The 25,336-nt window shown below is 72.4% G+C and carries 20 protein-coding genes; 17 read left to right on the forward strand and 3 right to left on the reverse strand.

What is annotated here, in order from left to right; genetic code table 11:
• Positions 1-529: lanthionine synthetase LanC family protein (locus IE321_RS33260; RefSeq protein WP_308439731.1), on the forward strand; the 529-nt coding region annotated here is incomplete at its 5' end.
• Positions 530-601: 72 nt separating this feature from the next.
• Here IE321_RS33260 and IE321_RS33265 read toward each other — a convergent pair.
• A complete protein-coding gene (locus IE321_RS33265; protein WP_190225629.1) occupies positions 602-1,516 on the reverse strand; it encodes an aldo/keto reductase in 915 nt (304 codons plus the stop codon).
• A gap of 47 nt (positions 1,517-1,563) precedes the next feature.
• On the opposite strand from IE321_RS33265, the gene IE321_RS33270 reads away from it, so the two are divergent.
• Positions 1,564-2,583: a DUF5937 family protein gene (locus IE321_RS33270; protein ID WP_190225630.1), complete on the forward strand. Its 1,020-nt coding sequence runs from the start codon at positions 1,564-1,566 to the stop codon at positions 2,581-2,583.
• Between the two features lie 100 nt (positions 2,584-2,683).
• On the opposite strand, the gene IE321_RS33275 is transcribed toward IE321_RS33270, so the two are convergent.
• Positions 2,684-3,646, reverse strand: coding sequence for an acetylxylan esterase (locus IE321_RS33275; RefSeq protein WP_190225631.1), 963 nt, complete (start codon positions 3,644-3,646; stop codon positions 2,684-2,686).
• A 133-nt stretch (positions 3,647-3,779) separates the two neighbouring features.
• Positions 3,780-4,511 carry a FadR/GntR family transcriptional regulator gene (locus IE321_RS33280; protein ID WP_043220599.1) on the reverse strand — a complete coding sequence of 244 codons (732 nt, stop codon included), beginning with the start codon at positions 4,509-4,511 and terminating at the stop codon, positions 3,780-3,782.
• A 129-nt stretch (positions 4,512-4,640) separates the two neighbouring features.
• Here IE321_RS33280 and IE321_RS33285 point away from each other — a divergent pair, with 129 nt between their 5' ends.
• The 15 genes from IE321_RS33285 to IE321_RS33355 form a co-directional block, all read left to right on the forward strand.
• A complete protein-coding gene (locus tag IE321_RS33285) occupies positions 4,641-6,233 on the forward strand; it encodes an ABC transporter substrate-binding protein (RefSeq protein WP_190225632.1) in 1,593 nt (530 codons plus the stop codon).
• A gap of 71 nt (positions 6,234-6,304) precedes the next feature.
• The gene (locus IE321_RS33290; RefSeq protein WP_190225633.1) at positions 6,305-7,255 is read left to right on the forward strand and encodes an ABC transporter permease; all 951 of its coding nucleotides are present in this window, start codon (positions 6,305-6,307) and stop codon (positions 7,253-7,255) included.
• 3 nt (positions 7,256-7,258) lie between these two features.
• Positions 7,259-9,214, forward strand: coding sequence for a dipeptide/oligopeptide/nickel ABC transporter permease/ATP-binding protein (locus tag IE321_RS33295; protein ID WP_190225634.1), 1,956 nt, complete (start codon positions 7,259-7,261; stop codon positions 9,212-9,214).
• 8 nt (positions 9,215-9,222) lie between these two features.
• Positions 9,223-10,239, forward strand: a complete 1,017-nt coding sequence (locus IE321_RS33300; protein WP_190225635.1) for an oligopeptide/dipeptide ABC transporter ATP-binding protein — start codon at positions 9,223-9,225, stop codon at positions 10,237-10,239.
• Positions 10,236-11,165 carry a dihydrodipicolinate synthase family protein gene (locus tag IE321_RS33305; RefSeq protein WP_190225636.1) on the forward strand — a complete coding sequence of 310 codons (930 nt, stop codon included), beginning with the start codon at positions 10,236-10,238 and terminating at the stop codon, positions 11,163-11,165. The genes IE321_RS33300 and IE321_RS33305 overlap by 4 nt, the downstream gene beginning before the upstream one ends.
• The gene (locus IE321_RS33310; protein ID WP_190225637.1) at positions 11,162-12,118 is read left to right on the forward strand and encodes an ROK family protein; all 957 of its coding nucleotides are present in this window, start codon (positions 11,162-11,164) and stop codon (positions 12,116-12,118) included. Before IE321_RS33305 ends, IE321_RS33310 begins: the two co-directional genes overlap by 4 nt.
• Positions 12,115-12,819, forward strand: coding sequence for an N-acetylmannosamine-6-phosphate 2-epimerase (locus IE321_RS33315; protein ID WP_043220418.1), 705 nt, complete (start codon positions 12,115-12,117; stop codon positions 12,817-12,819). The genes IE321_RS33310 and IE321_RS33315 overlap by 4 nt, the downstream gene beginning before the upstream one ends.
• Positions 12,820-12,913: 94 nt before the next feature.
• Entirely contained in the window at positions 12,914-14,335 is a 1,422-nt protein-coding gene (locus tag IE321_RS33320; RefSeq protein ID WP_229916650.1) for a sialate:H+ symport family MFS transporter, read from the forward strand.
• A 252-nt stretch (positions 14,336-14,587) separates the two neighbouring features.
• Positions 14,588-16,603 carry an exo-alpha-sialidase gene (locus IE321_RS33325; RefSeq protein WP_190225639.1) on the forward strand — a complete coding sequence of 672 codons (2,016 nt, stop codon included), beginning with the start codon at positions 14,588-14,590 and terminating at the stop codon, positions 16,601-16,603.
• Between the two features lie 106 nt (positions 16,604-16,709).
• Positions 16,710-18,008: an SGNH/GDSL hydrolase family protein gene (locus tag IE321_RS33330; protein ID WP_190225640.1), complete on the forward strand. Its 1,299-nt coding sequence runs from the start codon at positions 16,710-16,712 to the stop codon at positions 18,006-18,008.
• 457 nt (positions 18,009-18,465) lie between these two features.
• A complete protein-coding gene (locus IE321_RS33335) occupies positions 18,466-19,941 on the forward strand; it encodes a xanthine dehydrogenase small subunit (RefSeq protein ID WP_190225641.1) in 1,476 nt (491 codons plus the stop codon).
• Positions 19,938-22,322, forward strand: a complete 2,385-nt coding sequence (gene xdhB, locus IE321_RS33340; protein ID WP_190225642.1) for a xanthine dehydrogenase molybdopterin binding subunit — start codon at positions 19,938-19,940, stop codon at positions 22,320-22,322. Before IE321_RS33335 ends, xdhB begins: the two co-directional genes overlap by 4 nt.
• A gap of 1 nt (position 22,323) precedes the next feature.
• On the forward strand, positions 22,324-23,136 hold the full coding sequence (gene xdhC / locus IE321_RS33345; protein ID WP_190225643.1) for a xanthine dehydrogenase accessory protein XdhC: 813 nt from the start codon (positions 22,324-22,326) through the stop codon (positions 23,134-23,136).
• Positions 23,137-23,233: 97 nt separating this feature from the next.
• Complete coding sequence (locus tag IE321_RS33350) at positions 23,234-23,593, forward strand: hypothetical protein (protein ID WP_190225645.1); 360 nt, start codon at positions 23,234-23,236, stop codon at positions 23,591-23,593.
• A gap of 741 nt (positions 23,594-24,334) precedes the next feature.
• Positions 24,335-25,336 (forward strand): hemolysin family protein (locus IE321_RS33355; protein ID WP_190225644.1); only part of this gene is annotated, 1,002 nt, incomplete at its 3' end.

A 25,336-nucleotide genomic window follows, 5' to 3' on the forward strand; every position in this document is an offset into this window, starting at 1 on the left:
GTACGGCGCCTGGACGGGCGACCCCGACGTGCTCACCCGTTCCGAGCGGGCGGCCGCGCGCCTGGCCGCCGTCACCCCGGACGTCATCGCCGCGGCCGCCGCGCCCGGGGCGACCCGCCGCTACGGTTCGTGGTGCCGCGGCCTGGCCGGCATCGGAGCCGTACACCTCCAGGCCGCCGGGAGCATCGGGGATCCCCGTCACCTCGACCTCGCCCGGCAGGCCGCGCGCGCCTGCGCCGTCCTGGCACCGAGGATGCCGCTGGTCACACAGTGCTGCGGCCTTGCCGGAGTCGGCGACCTGCTGGTGAGCGTCGCGGAAGCGTCCGGCGAGGAGGAGTTCAGGGACGGGGCCGAGGCCGTCGCCCGGCTCATCCTGAGCCGCAGCGGCGGCACCTGGTCCCGGCCCGTCCTCCCGGACACCGGTCTGGCCCGTTCGAGCGCGACCTGGGCCGGCGGCTCCGCGGGAGTCCTCGCCTTCTTCCGACGCCTGCGCCACGGGGGCGGCCCGCGCCTCGGCCTCACTTCCTGAGCGTCGGGAGCCGCCGCCGCAGAGGGTGCGGCTCGTGCCACCGGCCAGGGCCCGTCCGGCCGCCGCCAGCCGTCACCCCTCGGCGTCATCGGGGCGGAGGGATGCGAGCTCGTCCACTTCGTCCTGGGAGAGGCGCAGCGAGCCGGCCGCCACGTTCTGGGCGAGGTGGTCGACGTCGCCGGTGCCGGGAATGGCCAGGACGTGCGCGCCACGGTGCAGCGTCCACGCCAGTCGGACCTGGGCGGCACTCACTCCGCGGGCGCGGGCGAAGGCCTGGACCCCACTGCTGTCCTCGGCGGGCGCGCCGGCCGTTCGTCTCGTGCCGGCGATCGAGTAGAACGGCACGAACGCCACGCGTTGTTCACCGCACCGGCGCAGGAGTTCCTCCTGCTCGGACGAGGCGCCGATGCCGTACATGTTCTGGACGCAGACCACCGGTGCGATGGCCTGGGCCTCGGCGAGATGGTGGAGGTGGATGTTGGACAGGCCCAGGTGGCGGATGAGTCCGGCGTCGCGCAGTTCGGCGAGCGCGCCGAAGCGGTCGGCGAGGGAATCGGTGCCGACGATGCGCAGGTTGACCACGTCGAGGTGGTCGCGGCCGAGCTGGCGCAGGTTCTCCTCGACCTGGCCGCGCAGCTGCTGGGGGGTGGCGTGCGGCAGCCAGGCCCCTGAGGGGTCGCGACCGGGGCCGACCTTGGTGGCGATGACGAGATCGTCCGGGTAGGGCGCGAGCGCACGGTTGATCAGCTCGTTGGCGGAGCGCAGCGGCGAGAAGTAGAACGCCGCGGTGTCGATGTGGTTCACGCCGAGCTCGACCGCCCTGCGCAGCACCCCGATCGCCTGGTCGCGGTCGCGCGAGTCCGCTTCGGGGGCGAACGCCTCGCCCTGCTGGGGCAGGCGCATCGCGCCGAAGCCGATGCGATGGACCGTGCGGTCGCCCAGCTTCCAGGTGCCCGATGTCGCCGCGGTGATCGTCTGTGAGGTCATGGGGGGATGATCGCGGCGCGCTAGCCTGGCGAGCCATTGATTCATCCATGCCTGAATCGTGGAGGAGGGGTGTCGTGGCGGAACTGGCGTTCTCGGCGGGCGATCTCGCGATGGTGCGGTTCGCCGTCTCGCCGATGTGGGAGGTCGCGCCCAGCTTCCGTCTCTTGACGTCGACCACGGCCCACCCGGTGCACCGGCCCTGGGTCGAGCAGGTGCGGCCCCGTGTGGTGGCCGCCGGCCTGGACCGGGGGTGGCTCGCCGAACTGATCGGCCCCTCCGGCTACGTGCCCGACTTCCTCAACCCGGCCCCCGGCCGGCCGGCACCCACGCCGGCGACGGAGTGGGACGCGATTCTGGCCTCGCCCGCCGACCGGGTGCGCCAGGACCTCGACCACCTCGCCCGCCACCAAGGGGGATTGGGGCCCCTGCTGTCCGGTCTTCGCGACGATCCGACCTCCCGGCTGCCGCGGATCACACAGGAGATCGAAAGGTACTGGAAGGTGGCGCTCGCCCCCTACTGGGCACGCATCAGGTCCGTACTGGACGCCGACGTCTTCCACCGGGCCCGCTCCGTCGCCGAGCACGGCGCCGGTCACGTCCTCAACGACCTTCACGCCTCGATGAGCTGGGACGACAGCACCCTGACGCTGGTCCGCCGCAAGCGGATCGTGACCCGCGACCTCGCGGGTGCGGGACTCCTCCTGATCCCGTCCGCGTTCACCGGTCCCGGCCTGCGGACCCGGGTGCGACCGCCGGACCCACCGCAGATCGCCTATCCGGCACGTGGCGTCGGCACGCTGTGGGAGAAGCGGCCGGTCCGCGGAACCCGCGCCCTCGCCCCCGTCCTCGGCCGCTCGCGGACGCTCCTGCTGACCGAGTTGGATACCCCGGCCTCCACCACCGAACTGGCCCGCCGCACCGGGCTCTCCGCGGGCGGGGTGTCCCAATCCCTCACCGCGCTGCGCGACGCGGGTCTGGTCAGTGCCCACCGTGCCGGCCGTTCCGTGCTCTACGCTCGCACCGCTGTCGGGGAAGCACTCCTCGAAGCCGCCTCGGCGGGGGAGTAGACCGTCGGACGGTCCGTGACCGGGCCGCGCACACGCACCCGGGATCCACGCCTGTCGAAACATGCGCGTGGTCCTCCGCCCGCGTGATGTCCCGTCCCGGTCAGCCGATGCGGTCGCGGACGAACGCGAGTTGCACCTGCTGATGCCTGGGGCCGCCGCCCTCATGGCCGTTGAAGGGGTAGACCTCGACCGACTTGCTCCCGGTGTAGTGGTGATAGGCCGTGAAGCAGGTGGAGGGAGGGCAGATCGGGTCCATCAGGGCGATCGAGAAGAGCGCGGGGGCGTCGGCGCGTGCGGCGAAGTGCACGCCGTCGAAGTACGACAGGGTGGTGAAGGCCCGGTCGACGCGGTCGCGGTGGAGGGCGAGGTACTGGGCGATCTCGGTGTAGGGGGGTTCGGGCGCGATCTCGGCTCCGCGGCGGATGTGGCACAGGAAGGGCACGTCGGGCATGGCTCCGGCGAGGCCGGGGACGAGGCCGGCGACGGCGAGGGCGATGCCGCCGCCCTGACTGAAGCCGGTGACGACGATCCGGCCGGGGTCGATCTCGGGCAGGGTGCCCGCGGCCTCGGTCCAACGGACCGCGTCGGTGATCAGGCGCCGGTAGTAGTGGGTCTCGGGGCGCTCGATGCCTCGGGTGAGGAAGCCGGGGACGGTGCCACTCGGCCCGGAGGCGCCGTCGTCGGTGTCACCGGGTGCCGCGGACCATCCCTGGCCGCGGCTGTCCATGAGGAAGTGGGCGTATCCGGCCGCGGGGTAGAGCAGGTTCTCGTGCGGCAGGCCGCGCCCCCGTCCGTACCCGAGGAACTCGACGACGCATCCCAGGGGGCCGGTCGCGGCTGCCGGGACGCGGAGCCAGCCTCGTACCGGCTGTCCGTCGAAGCCGGGGACGGTGACGTCATAGGTGTCGATCAGTGCCAGGCCGTTGTCGACCGGCCGCAGTACGGGGGCGCCTTGGGGGCCCGGGGCGAGGGTCCGGGACCAGAACTCGTCGAAGTCGGCGGGGGCGGGCACCTCGGGCCGGTAGGTGAGGCAGTCCTCCAGCGTCAGGTCGGTGAGCGGCATGAGTGCCTCCTTGGGGTGTCCCGTATGGACATCTGATGTCTGATGTTCGGGGACTGTAGGGAACCCGGGAGGAAGGGTCAAGGTCCGCTGTGCGGCGGAAGGGGCCCGCGCCACCACGACGCGGGCCCCTCCGTCAGGACTTGTCGGAGGTCCTGGCGCGGGCGGTCGCGAGCCGGTGGCGCACCGGGGCGTAGTGATCGGCGACGGCGGCGACGAAGGCCGCCGGGTCGCCGGCGCGTGCCGCCTCGACGATGCGGCGGTGGACGTCCACCGTGACCCTCTCGTCCTCGATGGTCATCAGGTTGAGGTGGGGCGAGACGATCGAGTAGACGTCCCAGAACGCCAGGGTGAGCTGGGAGATCAGTTCGTTCTCGAGCGGCTCCACCAGGAGGGCGTGGAAGGCGCGGTCGGAGGCGACGAAGCCGTCGCCGTCCCCCGAGCCCTGCCGCTCCATCTCGGAGACGAGGTCGTCGAGGGTGTCCAGGTGCTGGGGTCCGAGCGCGCCGATGATGCGTTCCGCGTTGCCGCGCTCGAAGAGTTCCCGGACGTCGACGAGGTCGGCGTACACCTGGAAGTCGTCGTCGGGGCTGAGCATGCCCCGGAAGCTCATCGATTCGACGAGGGCGGACATGCTCAGCCGGCCCACGTAGGTGCCGTGCCCGTGCCGGACCTCGACGATGTCCAGGGCGGCCAGCGTCTTGACCGCCTCGCGCACGCTGGAGCGGCTGGCTCCCAGGGCCTCGCAGAGCTCCACCTCGGTGGGCAGGGGATCGCCGGGACGCATCCGGTTGTCGAGCATGTAGTGCTTGATCTCCTCCGCCACCGTCTTGCGGAGCGATGTGCGCCCTCGGCGCACGTCGGAAATCTCAAGACTGGCCACCTATTGACCCCTCTCCCTCGTCCAGCTAGGTTCACACGCTATCAGCCGTCGGACATCAGACGTCCGAACTCCAGGCTCTCTCCGAGTGAACGTCGCCCCCTAGGAGGACCCCCCATGTCGCAGAGGACACCCGCGAGACTTCGCCGTCGCACCTTCCTGCGCCACACCGGCGTCATAGGTACCGCGGCCGTCCTGACCGGAGCCCTCGCCGCCTGCGGCGGTCCCGCGTCCTCCGGCTCCGCGACGGGCGCGGGAGGCGACACGCACTCGATCGAGGCCGGCATCTCGTACGCGCTCTCCACCGGCTTCGACCCGATGACGGCGTCCGGCGCCACCCCCGTCGCCGCGAACTCCCACGTTTTCGAGGGCCTCGCCGACCTCGACCCGGCCACCCTGGTCGCCCGTCCCGCACTGGCCACCGCCCTGCCGAAGCAGATCGACGCCACCACCTACCGGGCCACGCTGCGGGCCGGCGCCACGTTCCACGACGGCTCCCCGGTGACCTCCGAGGACGTGGTCTACAGCTTCGAGCGCATCCTCGACCCGAAGAACGCCTCGCTGATGGCGCAGTTCCTGCCCTTCCTCGACACGGTGAAGGCCGTCGACGCCTCCACCGTCGAGTTCAAGCTCAAGTACGCCTTCGACCTGTTCCCCTCCCGGGTCACCGTCGCCAAGATCGTCCCCAAGAAGCTGGTCGAGGCCGACCCCAAGGGCTTCGACGCCAAGCCGGTGGGCTCGGGTCCGTACCGCCTGGTCTCCGCCACCAAGGAAGACAAGATCGTCTTCGAGGCGTACGACAAGTACAACGGCCGCAACAAGGCCAAGGTCAAGAACATGACCTGGCGCCTCATGTCCGACCCGGCCGCCCGGGTCAGCGCCCTGGAGTCCGGCCGCGTCCAGGCCATCGAGGACGTGCCCTACATCGACGCCAAGCGCCTCTCCGCGAAGGCCACCGTCGACTCGGTGCAGTCCTTCGGCCAGCTCTTCATGATGTTCAACACGCAGCAGAAGCCCTTCGACGACAAGCGGGTCCGGCAGGCCCTGCACTACGCGCTGAACACCCCGAAGATCATCGAGACCGCGATGATGGGCAACGGCTCCGCGGCCGAGGGCTACCTGCAGACGACCCACCCCGACTTCCACAAGGCGTCCACGGTCTACTCGTACGACCCCGCGAAGGCGAAGAAGCTCCTCGCCGAGGCGGGCGTGAAGAACCTCTCGATCGAGCTGCTCACCACCGACACCGGCTGGGTCAAGGACATCGCCCCGCTGATCAAGGAGAGCCTCGACGCGGTCGGGGTGAACACCACGCTGAACATCGGCCAGTCCGCCGCCCAGTACGGCAAGGTCGACCAGGGCGACTTCCAGGTGCTCGTCGCCCCCGGCGACCCCTCGGTCTTCGGCAACGACGTCGACCTGCTCCTGCGCTGGTTCTACGACGGCACCTGGCCCACCAAGCGCTACCGCTGGGACGGCACCGAGGCCGACAAGCAGGTCCGCGCCCTCCTCGACCGGGCGGCCCGCACCTCCGACGCCGCCGAGCGCACGAAGCTCTGGAACCAGGTCATGGACCTGATCTCCGACGAGGTGCCGCTCTACCCGATCCTGCACCGCAAGCTGCCGACCGCCTGGAACGACAAGGCGCTGCCCGGCTTCAGCCCGCTGCCCACCACCGGCATGTCGTTCCTGAACGTCGGCCGTTCCTGACCGGCTCCGGGCCGGCCCGGACCTGTCCCCGGGTCGGCCCGGACGCCCCTCCAACCGCTAGGAACCGAACGATGGTTGCCTTCCTCCGGCTCGCCTTGCGCCGCATCGCGATCATGCCGGTGATGATCCTCGGCATCACCCTGCTCGTCTTCGTGGTGCTCCAGTTCTCTCCCGCCGACCCCGCGTTCAACGCCCTCGGCGAGGGCGCCGCCCCCGAGGCCCGGGCCGCCTTCGCCCGGGAGCGCGGACTCGACGACCCGCTGCCGGTCCGCTACGTCGAGTTCCTCGGGCAACTGCTGCGGGGCGACCTCGGCGTGACCCTGCCGCCCGACCGGGCCGTCGCCGACCGGATCGCCGTCGCGCTGCCGGTCACCCTCCAGCTCACCGCCCTCGGTCTGCTCCTCGCCGTCGTCCTCGCCGTCGCCATGGGCGTGACCGGCGCCGTCCAGCGCGACCGCTGGCCGGACCAGGTCACCCGGATCCTGTCGATGGCCGGCATCGCGATCCCCTCCTTCTGGCTCGGGGTCGTCCTCATCCAGCAGTTCGCCCTGAACACGCCCCTGTTCCCGACCGGTGGCTACGTCAACCCGGCCGAATCCCTCACCGGCTGGCTGCGGGCCATGGCCCTGCCCGCGATCTCCCTGGCCATCCCGGTCGCCGCGTCGCTCGCCCGCCTCATCCGCACCTCGATGGTCGCCGAACTCGACCGGGACTACGTCCGCACCGCCACCGGCAACGGCCTTCCCCGGAGCGTCGTGATCCGCGGCGTGCTGCGCAACGCCCTGGTCACCCCGCTGACCGTCCTCGGCATCAAGGTCGGCTACCTCCTCAGCGGCGCCGTCGTCATCGAGACGATCTTCGACCTGCCCGGCATGGGCAAGCTCATCCTCGAAGGCGTCACCGGCGGCGACACCGCGCTCGTCCAGGGCACCGTGCTCACCATCGCCCTCGCCTTCCTGGTCGTCAACGTCGTCGTCGACCTCCTGTACCTGCTGGTCAACCCCCGTATCAGGACGGTGTGACGCATGTTCACCGGTCGCCTCGCCCAGAGGCTCTCCCGACCCGGCATCCGCCTCCGCGCCCTGCCGCTCACCTCCCGCATCGCCCTCGGCATCCTGGTCGTCCTCACCGCCGCCGCCGTCCTCGCCGCGCCCGCCGCCGTCGGCCTCCTCGCCACCGGCACTCCGGTGCAGGGGCCGGGCGGCGCACACTGGTTCGGCACCGACCGCGTCGGCCGGGACGTCTTCTCCCGGGTCGTGCACGGGGCCCGCTACTCGCTCGTCATCGGCATCGGGGCCACCGCGCTCGCGGTCGTCGTCGGCGCGCTCCTCGGCGCGCTGGCCGCCACCTCGCGCAGACTCGGCGACGAGTCGGTCATGCGCACCCTCGACGTGGTCATGTCCTTCCCGCCGATCGCGCTCGCCGCCGTCCTGGTGGCCGTCTTCGGCCCCAGCGTCCCGGTGATCATCGGCAGCATCGCCTTCGTGTACGTGCCGTCGCTCGCCCGGGTCGTCCGCGCCAACGTCCTCTCCCAGTACGGCGAGGACTACGTGGCCGCGGAGAAGGTCATCGGCGCCCGACGCGGCCACATCGTGCTCCGTCACGTCGCCGTCAACTGCGCGGCGCCCGTCATGGTCTTCGCGACCGTCCTCGTCGCCGAGGCGATCACCTTCGAGGCGAGCCTCTCCTTCATCAGCGCGGGCGTGCAGGACCCGAACCCCAGCTGGGGCAACGTCCTCGCCTACGGCCGCCAGATCCTGCTCTCCGGCGGCTGGTGGGCCACGTTCTTCCCCGGCGTGGTCCTGCTGATCACCGTCCTGGCCCTGAACATCCTCTCCGAGGGACTCACCGACGCCTCCGCCGCCCCGAAGGCCGCCCGCCCGGAGGACACCACCGAGAAGCGGGGGACCGCCGGCCCCACGACCGACCCCCGCTCGCGCGAGGAGGTCGACGCGGTCGTCGCCCGGCTCGCCGAGGTCGTCCGCGCCACCCCACCGACCGCCGAGCCGGTGCCCGACGACGCGGCCGACCTGCTGGTCGTCAAGGACCTCGCCATCCGCTTCCCGGACCGGTACGGCGACGTGAACGTCGTCGATGGCATCTCCTTCACCGTCCGCGAGGGCGAGATCCTCGGCCTGGTCGGCGAGTCGGGCTGCGGCAAGTCCATCACCAGCCTCGCGATCATGGGGCTGCTCGCCCGCAACGCGGAGGTCTCCGGCACGATCGAGTACCGCGGCCGGGACCTGCTCGCCATGGGCCGCAAGGAACGCCAGGCGCTCGCCGGCCCCGAGATCGCGATGGTCTACCAGGACGCCATGTCGTCCCTCAACCCCTCGATCCTGGTGGGCAAGCAGCTCGGCCAGCTGACCTCCCGCGGCGGCACCCGCACCCCGGCCGAACTCCTGGAGCTGGTCGGCCTCGACCCGAAGCGCACCCTGCGCAGCTATCCGCACGAGCTGTCCGGCGGTCAGCGGCAGCGCGTCCTCATCGCCATGGCGCTCTCCCGCAGCCCCCGCCTGCTCATCGCCGACGAGCCGACCACCGCCCTCGACGTCACCATGCAGGCCCAGGTGGTGGAGCTCCTCGTCCAGCTGCGCGTCGAGCTCGGCTTCGCCATGGTCCTCGTCTCGCACGACCTGGCACTCGTCGGAGACCTCGCGCACCGCGTCGCCGTCATGTACGCCGGCCGGATCGTCGAGCTCGGCGACACCCGCTCCGTCCTGGTCGCACCCGCCCACCACTACAGCCGCGGGCTGCTGGGCTCGGTCGTCTCCCTGGAGGCCGGCGCGGAGCGGCTCCACCAGATCCACGGCATCGTGCCCGCCCCGAAGGGATTCGGCACCGGCTGCCGGTTCGCCTCGCGGTGCGAGGCGGTCACCGAGCTCTGCCGTACGACCCCTCCGGAGCTGACCGCCCCCGAGGGCCGGACCCACGCGTTCGCCTGCCACCGCCCGGCGGCCGTCGCCGAGCTGGCGAAGTAGGCCGTCCGATGATCCGCCTGGAGAACATCCACGTCCGGCACAAGGCACGCGGCGGCGGACTCTTCCGCCACGACGCCGTCCACGCCCTCACCGTCGCCTCGGTGGAAGTCGCCAAGGGCGAGACCCTCGGCCTCGTCGGCGAGTCCGGCAGCGGCAAGTCCACCCTCGCCCGCGTGCTCACCGGCCTGCAGAAGCCCACCGAGGGCACGGTCCGATTCCGCGGCGAGGACCTCTGGAGGCTGCCCGCCGCCCGCCGCCGCAAGGAGTTCGGCACCGCCGTCGGCATCGTCTTCCAGGACCCCTCCACCGCGCTCAACCCGCGCATGCGCGTCGGCCGCATCCTCCGCGACCCCCTCGACGTCCACCGGCGCGGCACCGAGCGCGAACGCGAGGAGCGGGTCGAGGAACTGCTCGACCTCGTCGGTCTCCCCGGCCACACGCTGCGCGCCCTGCCGGGACAGCTGTCCGGCGGCCAGCAGCAGCGCGTGGCCATCGCCCGCGCACTCGCCCTCGAACCGGACGTCATCGTCGCCGACGAACCGACCTCGGCCCTCGACGTCTCCGTCCGCGCGCAGGTGCTGAACCTCCTCATGGACCTGCGGGCCCGGCTGGGGCTCGGCATGGTCTTCATCTCGCACGACATCCAGACCGTGCGGCACCTCTCCGACCGGCTCGCCGTGCTGTACCTGGGGCGGATCGTCGAGGAGGGCCCCGCCCGCGCCGTGGCGGCCGGCCCCGCCCACCCGTACACCGAGGCCCTCTTCTCCGCCACCCCCAGCCTGCTGGAGCACACCCAGCGCATCATCCTGACCGGCCCGGTCCCCTCCGCCGTCAACCCGCCCAGCGGCTGCCGCTTCCGCACCCGCTGCTGGAAGGCGGACGACGCCTGCGCGACCGCCTTCCCGGCGGCCGAGGGCACGGCGGACGGTCACCGCCGGCACTGCGTCCACCCGCTCACGGAGGACGCCCCCGCTCTTTCCCCTTCCGGTCCCACCCCCGTATCCATCGCCAGGAGCACGTCGTGAACGCCCGTACCCCCCGCTACACCGGAGTCGTCCCCCCGGTAGTCACCCCGCTGACCGCCGACGGCGAGATCGACACCGCCTCCCTGGAGCGGCTCGTCGCCTTCCTCCTCGAAGGCGGGGTGAGCGGACTCTTCGCACTCGGCAGCTCCGGCGAGACCGCCTACCTCACCGACGCCCAGAAGGACCTGGCCGTCGACACGATCGTCGGCGCCACCGCCGGCCAGGTGCCCGTGGTCGTGGGAACCATCGAGCAGACCACCAACCGCGCGATCGAGCGGGGCCGCGCCGCCCTGAAGAGCGGCGCCGACGCGGTCGTCGCCACCGCCCCCTTCTACACCCGCACCCACGACACCGAGATCGACCGGCACTTCCGGCTCGTCGCCGACGCCGTGGACCTTCCGCTCCTCGCCTACGACGTCCCCGTCTGCGTCCACAGCAAGCTCTCCACCGATCTCGTGCTGCGGCTGGCCGCGGACGGCGTGCTGGCCGGCGTCAAGGACTCCAGCGGCGACGACGTGGGCCTGCGCTACCTCTGTCTCGGCGCCCGGGAACTGCCCGACTTCTCCGTCCTCACCGGCCACGAGGTGGTCGTCGACGCCATGCTGCTCGGCGGCGCCGACGGCGCCGTGCCCGGACTCGGCAACGTCGACCCGCACGGCTACGTCCGCCTCGACCGCCTCGCCGCCGCAGGCGACTGGGCCGGGGCCAAGGCCGAACAGGACCGCATCGCGCGGCTCTTCGAGATCGTGACCGTCACCGCGCCCGGCACCGTCACCGAGATCGCCGCCGGCCTCGGCGCCTTCAAGACCGCTCTGCAGGTGCGCGGGATCATCGACACCAACGTCGTCAGCCCCCCGATGCGCCCGCTGGACGCGGCCGAGACCGCGCGGATCGCGGAGATCCTGGAGCGGGCGGGGCTGCGATGAGCCTCGTCGCCGGAATCGACATCGGCGGCACGAAGATCGCGGCCGGTCTCGTCGACGCGGACGGCACCGTCCTGGCCCGCCACCGGCTGCCGACCCCCGCGGCGGACGACCCGGCCGCCGTGGTCGCCGCGGCGGTCCGGGCCGTCCGCGAGCTGGGGGAACCGGTCGCGGCGGTCGGGGTCGGCAGCGCCGGTGTCGTCGATCCGGTCGCCGGCCGCATCGTGTCGGCCACCGACGCGCTGCCCGGCTGGGCCGGGACCGAGCTGCGCCGGGAGCTGGAGGAGGCGCTCGGGGTGCCGGTCGCCGTCGAGAACGACGTCCACGCCCACGCCCTGGGCGAGGCGTGGCGCGGGGCCGCCGTCGGCCACCGGCACGTCCTGCTGGTCGCGGTCGGCACCGGCATCGGCGGGTCGCTGCTGATCGACGGCCGCGTCCACCACGGCGCCCGGTCGGTCGCCGGGCACGCGGGACACGTCCCCGTGCCGTCGGCCGCCGGAGTGCCCTGCACCTGCGGCGGAACCGGGCACGCGGAGGCGGTCGGCAGCGGTCCCGGTCTCCTCGCGGCGTACGCGAAGGCGGCGTCGGAACCGGCCTCCTCGCTGGCCGAGGTGGCCGCCCGGGCCGCCGGGGGCGAGGAACAGGCCCGCCGGATCCTCGCGTGGGGCGCGCGGGCGCTCGGCGAGGCGCTGGGCGGGATCGTCAACATGACCGATCCCGACCTCGTGCTCGTCGGCGGTGGCGTCAGCCACTGCGGACCCGAGTGGTGGGGGCCGCTGCGGGAGGCGTTCACGGCCGAACTCCTCCCGCCGCTGAAGGAGGTGGAGCTGAGGCCCTGCGCCCTCGGCGTCGACGCCGCCGGCGTCGGTGCGGCCAGCCTGGCCCTGGAGGTCCTGCGCACCACGGGAACCCCGGGAGACCGGGAGGTCCAGGCATACGAAGGAGTCCCGGGATGAGCGACCACACGAGGCCGGACACGGTCCTCGACCGCCTCCGGGGTGCGCTGATCGTGTCGTGCCAGGCGTATCCGGGCGAGCCGATGCGCGATCCGGACACCATGCGCCGGGTCGCCCTGGCCGCCCGGGACGGCGGGGCGGCCGGCATCCGCGCCCAGGGCCTGGAGGACGTCCGGGCCATCCGCGGCGCGCTCGATCTGCCGCTGATCGGGCTGTGGAAGGACGGAGCGGAGGGCGTGTACATCACGCCGACGGCCCGTCACGCCCTCGCCGTGCTGGAGGCCGGGGCGGACGTCGTCGCCCTGGACGCCACGGACCGGCCCCGGCCGGACGGGCGCCCGCTGTCCGCGTCGATCGATTCGGTGCGGGCGGCCGGCGGTCTGGTGATGGCCGACGTGTCCACGTACGAGGAGGGCGTGCGGGCCGCCGCGCTCGGCGCCCACCTGGTGGGCACCACGCTCTCCGGCTACACCCCGGCCACGTACGACCGGAAGGCGGCGGGGCCCGACCTCGACCTGGTGGAGCGGCTGGCGGGCGCGCTGGACGTGCCGGTCGTCGCCGAGGGCCGGATCCATTCCCCGGCCCAGGCGGCCCGCGCCCTGGAGCGCGGGGCGCACGCGGTGGTCGTCGGCACGGCGATCACCCATCCCACCACCCTGACCGGGTGGTTCGCGGCCGCCCTGGCGGACGGCCGGGTCTGATCCCGTCGTCGGCGGTGCGGTCCGGCGTCGCCGACGGCGCCATGGGGCGCGGTCCTCCCGGGCGGAGGGGGCCGCGCCCTTCATGCTGTCCCTCGTGACCGACGAGAAGCGAGACCCCCGCCCCTGGTACCGCGAGATCGGGCGGACCCGCTGGAAGGCGTTCGCGGGCGCCTGGATCGGGTACCTCCTCGACGGGTTCGACTTCGTCCTGATCACCCTCGTGCTGACCGAGGTGAGCGAGGAGTTCGGGCTGGATCCCGTGGAGGCGGCCGGTCTGGTCTCCGCCGCCTTCGTCACCCGGTGGCTGGGCGGCGCGGTGCTGGGCGCGATCGGCGACCGGTACGGCCGCAGGACGGCGATGGTCCTGAGCATCTGGCTGTTCTCGCTGGGCACGCTGGCGTGCGGCTTCGCGTGGAGCTACGGGAGCCTGTTCGCGGCGCAGCTGCTGCTCGGCCTCGGCATGGCCGGCGAGTACAGCGCGAGCGCGACCTATGTGATGGAGAGCTGGCCGGCCCGGCTGCGCGGCCGGGCGAGCGGCTTCCTGATCTCGGGCTACTCGATGGGCACGGTGCTGGCGGCGGAGGTGTACAGCGTGGTCGTGCCGGCGCACGGCTGGCGCTGGATGTTCTATCTCGGCGTGCTGCCGGTGGTGGTGGCGCTGTGGGTGCGGAGGGCGCTGCCCGAGGCGGAGGACTGGGAGGAGGCGGTCGCGGAGACCGCGTCCCGGCCGAGTCCGTTCCGGCCCCTGTTCGCGGACCGGCGCCGGGCGGTGGTGAACGTCCTGCTGGCGGCGGTCGCCCTGGGCGCGCTGTTCCTGGTGTTCGCCGGTCGGGCCGGGGGAGGGACGGCGGTGCTGTCGGTCGTGGCCGGCGCCGTGATGGTGACCTTCGCCGTGCAGCTGGGCGGGCGGCGGGGCCGGGTGCTGTATCTGGCCCTGATCGGGACGGTGTTCGCGGCGTTCCTGTACAGCTGGCCGATCCAGGCGCTGTTGCCCACGTATCTCAAGACCGAACTCGGCTACACGCCGGAGGAGGTGGCCCAGGTGCTGTACTTCGCCGGGTTCGGGACGATGGCGGGCTGCTGGCTGTCGGGCTTCACCGGGGACCGGTTCGGGCCCCCGCGGGCGTACGCGTGGACGCTGGCCGCCTCGCTGGTGTTCGTGTTCCCGGTGTTCGCGGTCGACGACGACCTGGCGCTGCTGGGCGTGCTGCTGTTCGTGCTCCAGGCGCTGAGCTTCGGAGTCTCCGGTCTGCTGCCGCGCTGGATCGGCGGGCACTTCCCCGCGGAGCGGCGGGCGGCGGGGCTGGGGTTCACGTACAACGTGGGGGCGTTGGGCGGCGCGGTGGCTCCGGTGCTGGGGGCGCGGCTGGCCGAGGGCATGAGCCTGGGGACGGCCCTGGCCGTGCTGACCTTCGGCCTGAGTCTCGTGGTGGTCGTGCTGGTGGGGTTCGACGTGCCGAGACGACTGCACCGGCGGGCCGATCCCACGGCGGGGGCCGACCATCTGACAGCCTGACGGCGAAGGGGCGGGTGGGTCCGGGAAGGGTCGCGCGAGGAAGGGAAGGAGGGCGAAGGTCCGGGGGAGAAGCATGAGACGTCTGATGTCCGATGCTCGATCGACCATAGGGGCTGCCCGCCGCGCCCGCAAGCGCCGGGCGGCGCTTCACGGCGTCCCGCGCCGGGGGTTGACGCCCCGTCGGGAGCACCCCTAGGTTTCGCCGCAACGTCTGATGTCCGATGCCTCCTGTCGTCGTTTGTGGAGGTGCCGGTGAAAACCGCCCGTTCCGTATCCCTGCTCCTGCTCGCGGCGCTCGGCGCCGGTCTCCTCGGAGCCGCGCCCTCGCCGGCCGCCGAGACGCCGGCGCCCGGCGGCGTCACCGAGACCGCCGCCGCGTCCGAACCCCTCTTCGAGAGCACCGTCCTCGCCACCTCCGGCCAGGGCGCCCACACCTACCGCATCCCCGCCCTGGACACCCTCCCGGACGGCACGCTCCTCGCCGCCTACGACCGTCGCAACGACAGCGCCGCGGACCTGCCGGGCAACCTCGACGTCATGGTCCGCCGGAGCACCGACCACGGCCGCACCTGGACCGCCGCACAGGCGATCGCCGACTTCGACGGCGGCGTCGGCGCGGGCGACCCCAGCATGATCGTCGACCGTGAGACCGGGCGCGTCTTCGTCTTCTACGCGTACGGACCCCCGGGCATCGGCTTCTTCAACTCCGCCGCCGGCAACGCGAACGACGCCGTGAACTCCCTCCACGCCGACTACGCGTACTCGGACGACGGCGGCGTCACCTGGACCAGCCGCCGCATCACCCAGGCCATCAAGGACCCCTCCTGGACGGGCATGTTCGCCTCGTCCGGCACCGGCATCCAGCTCTCCACCGGACGCCTGGTCCAGCAGTACGCCTTCCGCAAGGCGGACGGCGGCATCTGGGCGGTCAGCGCCTACAGCGACGACCACGGCGGCACCTGGAAGAGGGGCACACCCGTCGGCCCGCTGATGGACGAGAACAAGACCGTGGAGCTGGCGGACGGGCGCGTCATGCTCAACAGCCGCACCTCCAGCGCCAAGACCCGCCTGATCGCCTACTCGAACGACGGCGGGATCACCTACAGCAGCCCCGTCCCGGACGACGAGCTGATCGATCCGACCAACAACGCCGCGATCCTGCGGTACGACGCGTCCGCCGACGCAGCCGACCCGGAGTCGCACCGGCTGCTCTTCAGCAACACCGCCAGCACCACCACCCGCCACCGGCTGACCGTCCGCCTGTCCTGCAACGACGGCCTGACCTGGCCCACGTCCCGGCTCGTCGAGGCGGGCGGCTCCGCGTACTCGACCATGACCCGCCTCGCGGACGGCACCTTCGGACTCCTCTACGAGTCCGGCCCCTACCAGCGGATCACCTTCGCCCGCTTCGATGCGGCCTGGCTCGGCGCCGACTGTCCGACCACCCAGAACGACCCGAAGCTCGCCGCGCGGACCGCCGTCACCGACGGAGTGCTGACGGCCGGGACACCGGGCACCGTGGAGGTCCGCGTCACCAACCACGGCCACCTGACGAGCCCGGCCGGCACGACGACGCTGACCACGCCCGCCGGCTGGCCCGGCACGACGCCCCAGCCGCTCCCGGCGATCGCCCCCGGCGCGACCGTCGCCGTCGACGTCCCGGTCACCCCGCCGGCCACCGCCGTCACCGGAGAGCAGGACGTGACCGTCACCCTCCGGGCCGGGACCACCACGAACTCCTCGACCACCCGGATGCTCGTCGTCGGCGGGAGCGAGGTCCTGGACCGGACGCTCGCGCGGGACTACGACGGCACCGCCGGGTACACGGATCTCACCGCGTCGCTGCCCGACGTCGCACCGCTGACCCGGGGCGTCACCACCGTGCGCTTCCGCACCACCAGGACGCCCGTCGCGGGAACCCTCCTGTCCGCGTCCCGCACGACCGCGCCGTCGACGAACGTCACTCTCTCCCTGAACAGCGGCGTCCCGCACTTCGAGGCCCGCGTCGACGGCGTCTACAGCGCCCGCCTCGACGGCACGGCGTCCCTCGCGGACGGCCGTGACCACACCCTCGCCGTGGCCGTCACCGACACCGGCACGGCGATGTACGCGGACGGCGTGCGCATCGCCTCGACCACGACCCCGTCGCTCTTCGGCCAGACCACGGGCCTCACCGGCATGTGGGCCGGCCGCAACGTCGACGACGGCGGCCCCCAGTGGCACTTCGCCGGCCACCTGGACCGGATCACGGTCCACCGGGCCGACTGACCAGCACCCCGCAGGGCCTGCCGCCGCCTCCCCGGCGGCAGGCCCCCGCCCCAGCCGGCCCGCCCGACCCGTCACGGGCGGCGGCCCCGCTCCGGAGAGGAACCCCATGCGCAGACGATCCGTCCTGCTGGCCGCCGGGACCCTGGCCGCCACTCTGGCCACCCCGCTGACCAGGGCCTTCGCGGCCACGGCCACCCCCGCCGTGCTCGACCGGCACCTCGGCCGGGTGTACGACGGTCGGACCTACACCGACCTGACCAGCGAGATCGGCACCGTCCGCGGACTCGCCTCGGGCACCCTCCTGGCCACGTTCGCCACGACCAGCCGGAACCTCGCGATGACCCTGATCAGCGCCTCGGACCCGACGAGACCGTCGACCGACGTCACGCTCTGCGTCAGCGCCGGCCGACTGCAGTTCTCCGTACGCGACAACGGCACCGTGAAGCAGAACCACCTCACCCGCACCATGTACGACGACGGCCTGCCCCACACCGTGGCCGTCACCGTCTCCGCCGCCGGCACCACCTTCCACGCGGACGGCCGCCCCGTACTCACCGTCCCTCAGGCGCACTTCTTCGGTGCGGCTCCCGGCCTCGGCGCCCTCAACGTCGCCCGCAACCTCGACAGCGACCACCCCGGCGGCGAATGGTTCTACACCGGCACGATCCAGCGGGTCGCCGTCTGGGGCCGGGTCCTGACCCAGTCGGAGATCGCCACCGAGAGCGTGCGCGTCGATCTCGCCGACTCCGGCCGGATCTCGACGATCCTCAACTCCGACACGCCCGCCGTCTGGCTGACCACCGGAGACAGCATCACCCACGGCGCGCTGTGGACCGGCGGATGGCGCAGCTACCCCGAGCACTTCCAGGAGCGGGTGCGCTGGGAGCTGGGCAAGCCGAAGAACAGCGACTTCGTCATCGACACCGGCGTCAGCGGCAGCACCACGAACGACCTCGTCGCGAGGTTCGCCGACCGGGTCGCCGCGTTCCGCCCCCGGGTCGTGTCGATCATGCTGGGAACGAACGACGTCGCCACCGCCGCCACCGGACCCGCCGTCTTCCGGGCCAACCTGCGCAGGCTGGTGACGGAGGTCCGGGCGCTGCCGGACGGGGCCGTCCCCCTGCTGCAGACCCCCAACCCCCTCGACACCCGCCTCTGGCCCGCCCGGGCCTCGCTCGGCGACTACGCCCGGATCACCCGGGAGGTCGCGACCGAACTGGACGTCGTCCTCATCGACCATCACGCGCACTGGCTGGAGGCACACGACGGCGCCGTCCCTCCCACCCTCCTGGGCGACGGACTCCACCCGAACCAACGCGGCCACCTCGTGCTGGCCAAGAAGATGATCGAGGACCTGCGACTCCACGACCCCGCCAGCCGCGTCTGCGCCCTGGAGATCCCCTGACACCCGCTCACTCGGCACCGGCGAACCGCACGCCGTGCCGGCCGGGGGAGGAGAGAACGTCGCCGCGTGAGCGTCTCACCCGTCCGCCAACCGGGCGGAAGAATCTGTTCAGTTCCTGGAACGGTGCTTGACCGACGGGCCGGACGGGACGTAATTTCGTCCGCGCCGACTCGTGACCGGAAGGGGTGAGGTCGGATGTCGATCTTCTCCGACCTGAATCGCCTCACTCGCCAGAGCGCCTGGGTTCCGGGCCGCGTAGCGCACGGCTGCTGAGCGGGCACACCCCGGAGCGCCCTTTTCCGGCCCCGGTTTCTCACCTTTTCTGACATCCCCGTGGCGTGTCGTCGTGCGCATACCGGCGCACGCCTCCGGGGACCTCCCTCTGTGTGCTGAACAGAAGGTCTGATATGGCGACCCTTACGAGCAGTTCCCCCATGCGCCGAGACGAGAAGACGTCATGAGCCGAGCGCACGTCACCATCAACGGGAAGAGTTTCCCGATCGCTCCCGCCGTTCCCCGTCTGACCGTCCTCGACTTCCTGCGCGAGCGTGGTCTCACCGGCGCCAAGGAGGGCTGCGCCGAAGGCGAGTGCGGTGCCTGTTCGGTGCTGGTGGCCAGGCCCGGAGTGCGGAAGCCCACCGACTGGGTGGCGGTCAACGCCTGTCTGGTGCCGGTCGCGGCGCTCGACGGTCAGGAGATCGTCACGGCCGAGGGCCTCGCCACGCCCGGCGAAGCCGGCACACCGCCCACGCTGCACCCGGTACAGGAGGAGATGGCGGTCCGCGGCGGCTCCCAGTGCGGCTACTGCACGCCGGGATTCATCTGCAGCATGGCGTCGGAGTACTACCGGCCCGACCGCTGCGCCCACGAGGCAACGGACGCGGACGCCACCGACCAGGCGGGCGCGGAACACGGTGCCAACGGCTTCGACCTGCACGCGCTGAGCGGAAACCTCTGCCGCTGCACGGGCTACCGGCCGATCCGTGACGCGGCCTTCGCCCTCGGCGAGCCCACCGGGGACGATCCCTTCGCGCAGCGCCGCGATCAGGAGCCGCCCGCACCCGTCGCCACCGCGTACACCCGGGACGGCAGCACGTTCCGGCGCCCCCTCACCCTGGCCGACGCACTGCGGGTGCTGCGCGAGCATCCCGACGCGGTACCGGTGTCCGGCGGCACCGACTTCGGCGTCGAGGTGAACATCCGCTCCCGCCGCGAGAGCCACGTGGTGGCCATCGACCGCATTCCGGAGCTCCGAGAGCTGCGCGTCGAGTCCGACCACATCGAGATCGGCGCGGCGGTGACGCTCACCGAGATCGAGCGCCGCCTCGACGGCGACGTCCCGCTGCTCGCCGAGCTGTTCCCGCAGTTCGCCTCACGCCTCATCCGCAACAGCGCCACCCTCGGAGGCAACCTCGGTACCGGTTCCCCGATCGGCGACAGCCCGCCGGTGCTGCTCGCGCTCGACGCGTCGCTCGTCCTCGCCGACGCCGACGGCGAGCGCGAGGTCCCCCTCGCCGCGTACTTCACCGGCTACCGGCAGAGCGTGCGACACCCCGGCGAGCTCATCCGCGCCGTGCGGATCCCGCTGCCCCTGTCGCCCGTCACCGCCTTCCACAAGATCGCCAAGCGGCGCTTCGACGACATCTCCAGCGTCGCGGTCGCCTTCGCGCTCGACATCGAGGACGGCATCGTCCGCAAGGCACGCATCGGCCTGGGCGGCGTGGCCGCCACCCCGATCCGGGCGCACGCCACCGAGGCGGCCCTGGAAGGCAGGCCGTGGACGGCGGGGACCGTCGAGGCCGCGGCCCGCGAGCTGCGCTCCGCGGGCACCCCGATGGACGACCACCGCGCCAGCGCCCTCTACCGTGCCGCGATGCTCGGCCAGAGCCTGAAGAAGCTGTACGCCCAGAACACCGAGGCGGTGTCGTCATGAGTCATCTGTCCGAGCGTCCCGAGAAGCCCGTCGTCGGCCTCTCGATGCCGCACGAGAGCGCCCACCTGCACGTCACCGGTGCCGCGCTCTACACCGACGACCTGGTCCACCGGACCAAGGACGTACTGCACCTCCACCCGGTCCAGGTCATGAAGGCGCACGGCCGGATCACCGCGCTGCGCACCGAGCCCGCGCTCGCCGTGCCGGGCGTGGTCCGCGTACTGACCGGAGCCGACGTGCCCGGCGTCAACGACGCCGGCATGAAGCACGACGAGCCGCTCTTCCCCGACGAGGTCATGTTCCACGGCCACGCGGTGGCCTGGGTGCTCGGGGAGACGCTGGAGGCGGCCCGGCTCGGTGCGGCGGCCGTCGAGGTGGAGCTTGAGGAGCTGCCCTCGCTGGTGACCCTGCGGGAGGCGATCGCGGCCGAGAGCTTCCACGGCGCCCGGCCCCTGATGGAGACCGGCGACATCGACGCCGGCTTCGCCGATTCCGCGCACGTGCTCACCGGCGAGTTCCAGTTCTCCGGCCAGGAGCACTTCTATCTCGAGACCCACGCGGCACTGGCCCAGATCGACGAGAACGGCCAGGTGTTCGTCCAGAGCAGCACCCAGCACCCGTCGGAGACGCAGGAGATCGTCTCGCACGTGCTGGGCGTGCCCGCGCACGAGGTGACGGTGCAGTGCCTGCGGATGGGCGGCGGCTTCGGCGGCAAGCAGATGCAGCCCCACGGCTTCGCGGCCGTCGTCGCGCTCGGCGCCAAGCTCACCGGCCGGCCCGTCCGCTTCCGGTTCAACCGGACCCAGGACCTGACCATGTCCGGCAAGCGGCACGGATTCCACGCCACGTGGAAGATCGGATTCGACGCCGAGGGCCGGATCCAGGCCCTCGACGCCACGCTGACCGCGGACGGCGGCTGGAGCCTGGACCTGTCCGAGCCGGTGCTCGCCCGCGCCCTGTGCCACATCGACAACACGTACTGGATCCCCCACGTGCGCGTCGCCGGCCGCATCGCGAAGACCCACACGGTCTCCAACACCGCCTTCCGCGGCTTCGGCGGACCCCAGGGCATGCTGGTCATCGAGGACATCCTGGGCCGCTGCGCGCCGCGGCTCGGCCTGGACCCCATGGAGCTCCGGGAACGCAACTTCTACCGGCCGGGCCAGGGCCAGACGACACCGTACGGCCAGCCGGTCACCCAGGCCGAGCGGATCTCCACCGTCTGGCACCAGGTCCGGAGCCAGGCGGGCATCGCCGACCGCGAGCGCGACATCGCGGCCTTCAACGCCGCGCACCCGCACACCAAGCGGGCGATCGCGCTCACCGGAATCAAGTTCGGCATCTCGTTCAACCTCACCGCCTTCAACCAGGGCGGCGCGCTGGTGCTGATCTACAAGGACGGCTCCGTCCTGATCAACCACGGCGGCACCGAGATGGGCCAGGGCCTGCACACCAAGATGATGCAGGTGGCGGCGACCACGCTGGGCATCCCGCTGCACAAGGTGCGGCTCGCCCCGACGCGCACCGACAAGGTGCCCAACACCTCCGCGACCGCGGCCAGCGCCGGCACGGACCTCAACGGCGGGGCGATCAAGAACGCCTGCGAGCAGCTGCGCGAGCGCCTCCTCCAGGTGGCCGCCACCCAGTTGGGCGTCAACGCCTCCGACGTACGCGTCGTCGACGGCGTCGCGCGCGCCCTCGGCAGCGACAAGGAGCTGCCCTGGGACGACCTGGTGCGCACCGCGTACTTCCAGCGCGTGCAGCTGTCGGCGGCCGGCTACTACCGGACCGAGGGCCTCCACTGGGACGCGAAGTCCTTCCGGGGCTCCCCGTTCAAGTACTTCGCGCACGGCGCCGCCGCCTCCGAGGTGGAGGTGGACGGCTTCACCGGCGCGTACCGCATCCGGCGGGTCGACATCGTGCACGACGTGGGCGACAGCCTCTCCCCGATGATCGACATCGGCCAGGTCGAGGGCGGCTTCGTCCAGGGCGCGGGCTGGCTGACGCTGGAGGACCTGCGCTGGGACACCGGTGACGGACCGCACCGCGGCCGGCTGCTGACCCAGGCGGCGAGCACCTACAAGCTGCCCAGCTTCTCCGAGATGCCGGAGGAGTTCCACGTCACGCTGTTGGAGAACGCCACCGAGGAAGGGGCCGTGTACGGCTCCAAGGCGGTCGGCGAGCCCCCGCTCATGCTGGCGTTCTCGGTGCGGGAGGCGCTGAGGCAGGCCGCCGCGGCGTTCGGGCCGGCCGGCATCAGCGTCGACCTCGCCTGCCCGGCGACACCGGAGGCGGTGTACTGGGCCGTCGAAGCCGCCCGAGCGAGCGACGCGCGGGGGAGCGGGCCCCGCACGGAAGCGCACTCCTTGAGCCATGCGTGACATGACCTGGACCGCCGCGGTCACGCGGTTGCGGGCACGCCGGGAACCCGGCGTGCTCGTGACCGTCGCGACCGTGCGCGGTCACGCACCCCGCAAGGCCGGAGCCAAACTCGTCGTGGGCCGCACCGAGACGTGGGGCTCCATCGGCGGCGGCAACATCGAGGCCGTCGCGATCGACCGGGCCCGCCAGCTGATCAGGACGCCCGACGCGGAGCCGGAGCTCATGGACTTCGCCCTGAACGACAAGGTCACCGGCCGGTACGGCGTGCAGTGCTGCGGCGGCGCCGTCTCCGTGTTCCTCGAACCGCTGCCGGTGGTCCCGGCGCTGGCCGTCTTCGGCATCGGGCACGTCGGCTTCGAACTGGCCCGGACCCTGGCCCGCCACGACATCGACCTGCATCTGACGGACAGCCGTGCCGACATGATCGCCGGGGACCGCCTCGCCCCGCTCACCGCGGACGCGGTCGCGCGGGTCACGATGCACCACACCCCCCTCCTCCCGGAGGAGGTGCTCGAAGAACTGGCCCCCGGCACCCACGTCGTGATCATGACTCATGACCACGCCGAGGACGCCGCACTCTGCGACGCCGCCCTGCGGACCCCCGCCCTCGGCTCGATCGGCCTGATCGGCTCAGCCGCCAAGTGGACTCGCTTCCGCCGGCGCCTCGCCGACGAGGGCTGTCACGAGGCCGCCGCCATCGACCGGATCAGAACCCCGATCGGACTTCCCGAGATCACCGGCAAGGAACCCGCCACGATCGCACTCAGCGTCGCCGCGGACCTCCTTCTGGCCTTCCAGGGGGAGGACCGCTGAGCGATACTCCCCGTGATCCCCGTGATCCCCGCGAACGGGCGGCCCGGGCCCGCCACCCGCGACGGGGTGCGACGGGGCACAGGGGAGAATGCCGCGTGTGAGGACGCGAAGAACCCAGCCCGGCGGCCGGCGGTGGAGCAAGGCCACGTCCCTGGAGACGGTCGAGGACGGTGACCGCCGCGTCTGTGCTGTCTGCGGGACCGTCGTCCGCTCCTACCAGTACCGTTTCCACCCCTCCGAGTCCTCCCTGTTCGAGCGGTGTGTGGGCTTGGCGTGGTGTTCCGGGTGCCGGGTCTACTGCGGTGCGATGGTCCACGTCCCCCGCCCCCGTGTCCTCGTCGACGCGTTGGCCTCACTGCCCGAGGACGAAGCGGCCGCACTGCGCCGCAGCGAGGTGAAGCTCGTCGAGCATCTCGCTCGCCTCGAACGCCGACGTCCGTCACCCCCGCAGGGGTGACGGTTCGTCCGTGGCCGTCCCGGTGGAGGGCGGGCACGGCCTGCGAGGCGGAGAGCCGAGGTTCCTCCGGGATGGCCTCCCGCGTCCTGACGCTCCGCACCACGCAGTCTCGGGGCGGATTCAGTCGAGGCAGAACTCGTTGCCCTCGATGTCCCGCATCGTGATGCACGACTCGTTGACGCCGGCGAGTCGCGAGGGCTCCGGGAGAGGACGCATAGGGTTTCGTGGACGGCCCCGAACGGGTCCGTACGTGCCGGGCTCGTGCATGCGGGCCGGCTGAGGAGACGGGGTGTGGCGCATAGAGCGTGGTGGCGGATGGTTGACGGGCTGCGGGCCCTCGGTGCGGGAAGCGCTCAGGATCACCGGGTGGACGGCGGGCAGGCGGATCGACACGCTGACCTGGTCGTGGAGACTCGAAGCGGTGGGGTTCGAGCTCAACGACGTGGCGACGGCGGTGCCGATCGCACCGAGCGGGCGGCCTGGCTCCACGACTGACCGTGACCACCCGCGGCGCGCGTACCGCGGTCGGGCGAACCGGGCGATGTGCCGAGGGGTCGGCCCTCGATCGGAGATCGCCTTTCCTTTACAGTGATGTAGAAGGTCGTGTCCTCGTCGGACCGATCCCGCCCCGACCTCCCCCAGAACGAGAAGGAGTGAGCGACCCGCAATGGGCGAGCCTCCCAGTACGAGCCGTGCCACCGCCTGCCCTGACGCGCCGAGCCGGGGAGCGGGGGTGGCACGGTGACCGAGGTGCTCCTTCTCCTGCTCGCGCTCGCCCTCACCCTCGCGTGTGCCGTCTTCGTCGCCGCAGAGTTCTCCCTCACCACCGTCGAGCGCGGTGAGCTGGAGCGGGCCGCCGAGGCCGGTGAGCCCGGTGCAGAGAGCGCGCTGCGGGCCGTCCGCCGGCTGACCGTGCAGCTCTCCGGCGCACAGCTGGGCATCACCGTCACCTCGCTGGTGATCGGCATGCTCGCCGAGCCGTCCCTGGCCGCGCTGCTGCGCGGCCCGCTGGAGGCGCTCGGTCTCGGCGGCGCGGCGTCGTCCGTCGCCACCGTCCTCGGGGTGGCGGTCTCCACCGTGGTCCTCATGGTGGTCGGCGAGCTGGTCCCCAAGAACTGGGCGATCTCCCGCCCCCTGGCCGTCGCCAAGGTCGTCGCCGGACCGCAGCGCGGCTTCACCGCGGCCTTCGGTCCCTTCATCCGGCACCTGAACGGCACCGCGAACCGGTTCGTCCGCCGCGTCGGCCTGGAACCCGCCGAGGAGCTGCACACCGTGCGGACCCCCGCCGAGCTGGCCTCCCTCGCCCGGCACAGCGCGGCGGAGGGCGCCATCGAGGCGGACTCGGCCGAGTTGTTCGTGCGGACGCTCCACCTCAACGAGTTGACCGCCGAGAACGTCATGACGCCCCGGGTCGACGTCCGTGCCGCCCAGGCCCGCGCCACCGCCGCCGAGTCCGCGAACCTCACCTACGCCACCGGCCTCTCCCGCTTCCCCGTCTACCGGGTGAACCACGACGACGTCATCGGGACCGTCCACATCCGCGACGTCCTCGCCCTCCCGCCCGAGGAGCGGCCCGCCACCCCGGTCACCGCCCTGATGACCCCGCCCCTGCTCGTTCCCGAGACGCTGCCCTCCGACCGGCTCCTGGAGCGGCTGCGCACCCACCGGGGCACGGTCGTCGTCATCGACGAGTACGGCGGCACGGCCGGCGTGGCGACCGTCGAGGACATCGTGGAGGAGGTC

The sequence above is a fragment of the Streptomyces hydrogenans genome (assembly GCF_014656075.1).
Lineage (GTDB): Bacteria > Actinomycetota > Actinomycetes > Streptomycetales > Streptomycetaceae > Streptomyces > Streptomyces hydrogenans.

Bases quoted from the DNA above. Each gene is read 5' to 3' on its own strand.
- IE321_RS33270 (WP_190225630.1), top strand. From the start codon at position 1,564: ATGCCTGAATCGTGGAGGAGGGGTGTCGTGGCGGAACTGGCGTTCTCG.
- IE321_RS33290 (WP_190225633.1), top strand. From the start codon at position 6,305: ATGGTTGCCTTCCTCCGGCTCGCCTTGCGCCGCATCGCGATCATGCCG.
- IE321_RS33330 (WP_190225640.1), top strand. From the start codon at position 16,710: ATGCGCAGACGATCCGTCCTGCTGGCCGCCGGGACCCTGGCCGCCACT.
- IE321_RS33335 (WP_190225641.1), top strand. From the start codon at position 18,466: ATGAGCCGAGCGCACGTCACCATCAACGGGAAGAGTTTCCCGATCGCT.
- IE321_RS33265 (WP_190225629.1), bottom strand. From the start codon at position 1,516: ATGACCTCACAGACGATCACCGCGGCGACATCGGGCACCTGGAAGCTG.
- xdhB (WP_190225642.1), top strand. From the start codon at position 19,938: ATGAGTCATCTGTCCGAGCGTCCCGAGAAGCCCGTCGTCGGCCTCTCG.
- IE321_RS33310 (WP_190225637.1), top strand. From the start codon at position 11,162: ATGAGCCTCGTCGCCGGAATCGACATCGGCGGCACGAAGATCGCGGCC.
- IE321_RS33295 (WP_190225634.1), top strand. From the start codon at position 7,259: ATGTTCACCGGTCGCCTCGCCCAGAGGCTCTCCCGACCCGGCATCCGC.
- IE321_RS33315 (WP_043220418.1), top strand. From the start codon at position 12,115: ATGAGCGACCACACGAGGCCGGACACGGTCCTCGACCGCCTCCGGGGT.
- xdhC (WP_190225643.1), top strand. From the start codon at position 22,324: ATGACCTGGACCGCCGCGGTCACGCGGTTGCGGGCACGCCGGGAACCC.
- IE321_RS33285 (WP_190225632.1), top strand. From the start codon at position 4,641: ATGTCGCAGAGGACACCCGCGAGACTTCGCCGTCGCACCTTCCTGCGC.
- IE321_RS33275 (WP_190225631.1), bottom strand. From the start codon at position 3,646: ATGCCGCTCACCGACCTGACGCTGGAGGACTGCCTCACCTACCGGCCC.
- IE321_RS33300 (WP_190225635.1), top strand. From the start codon at position 9,223: ATGATCCGCCTGGAGAACATCCACGTCCGGCACAAGGCACGCGGCGGC.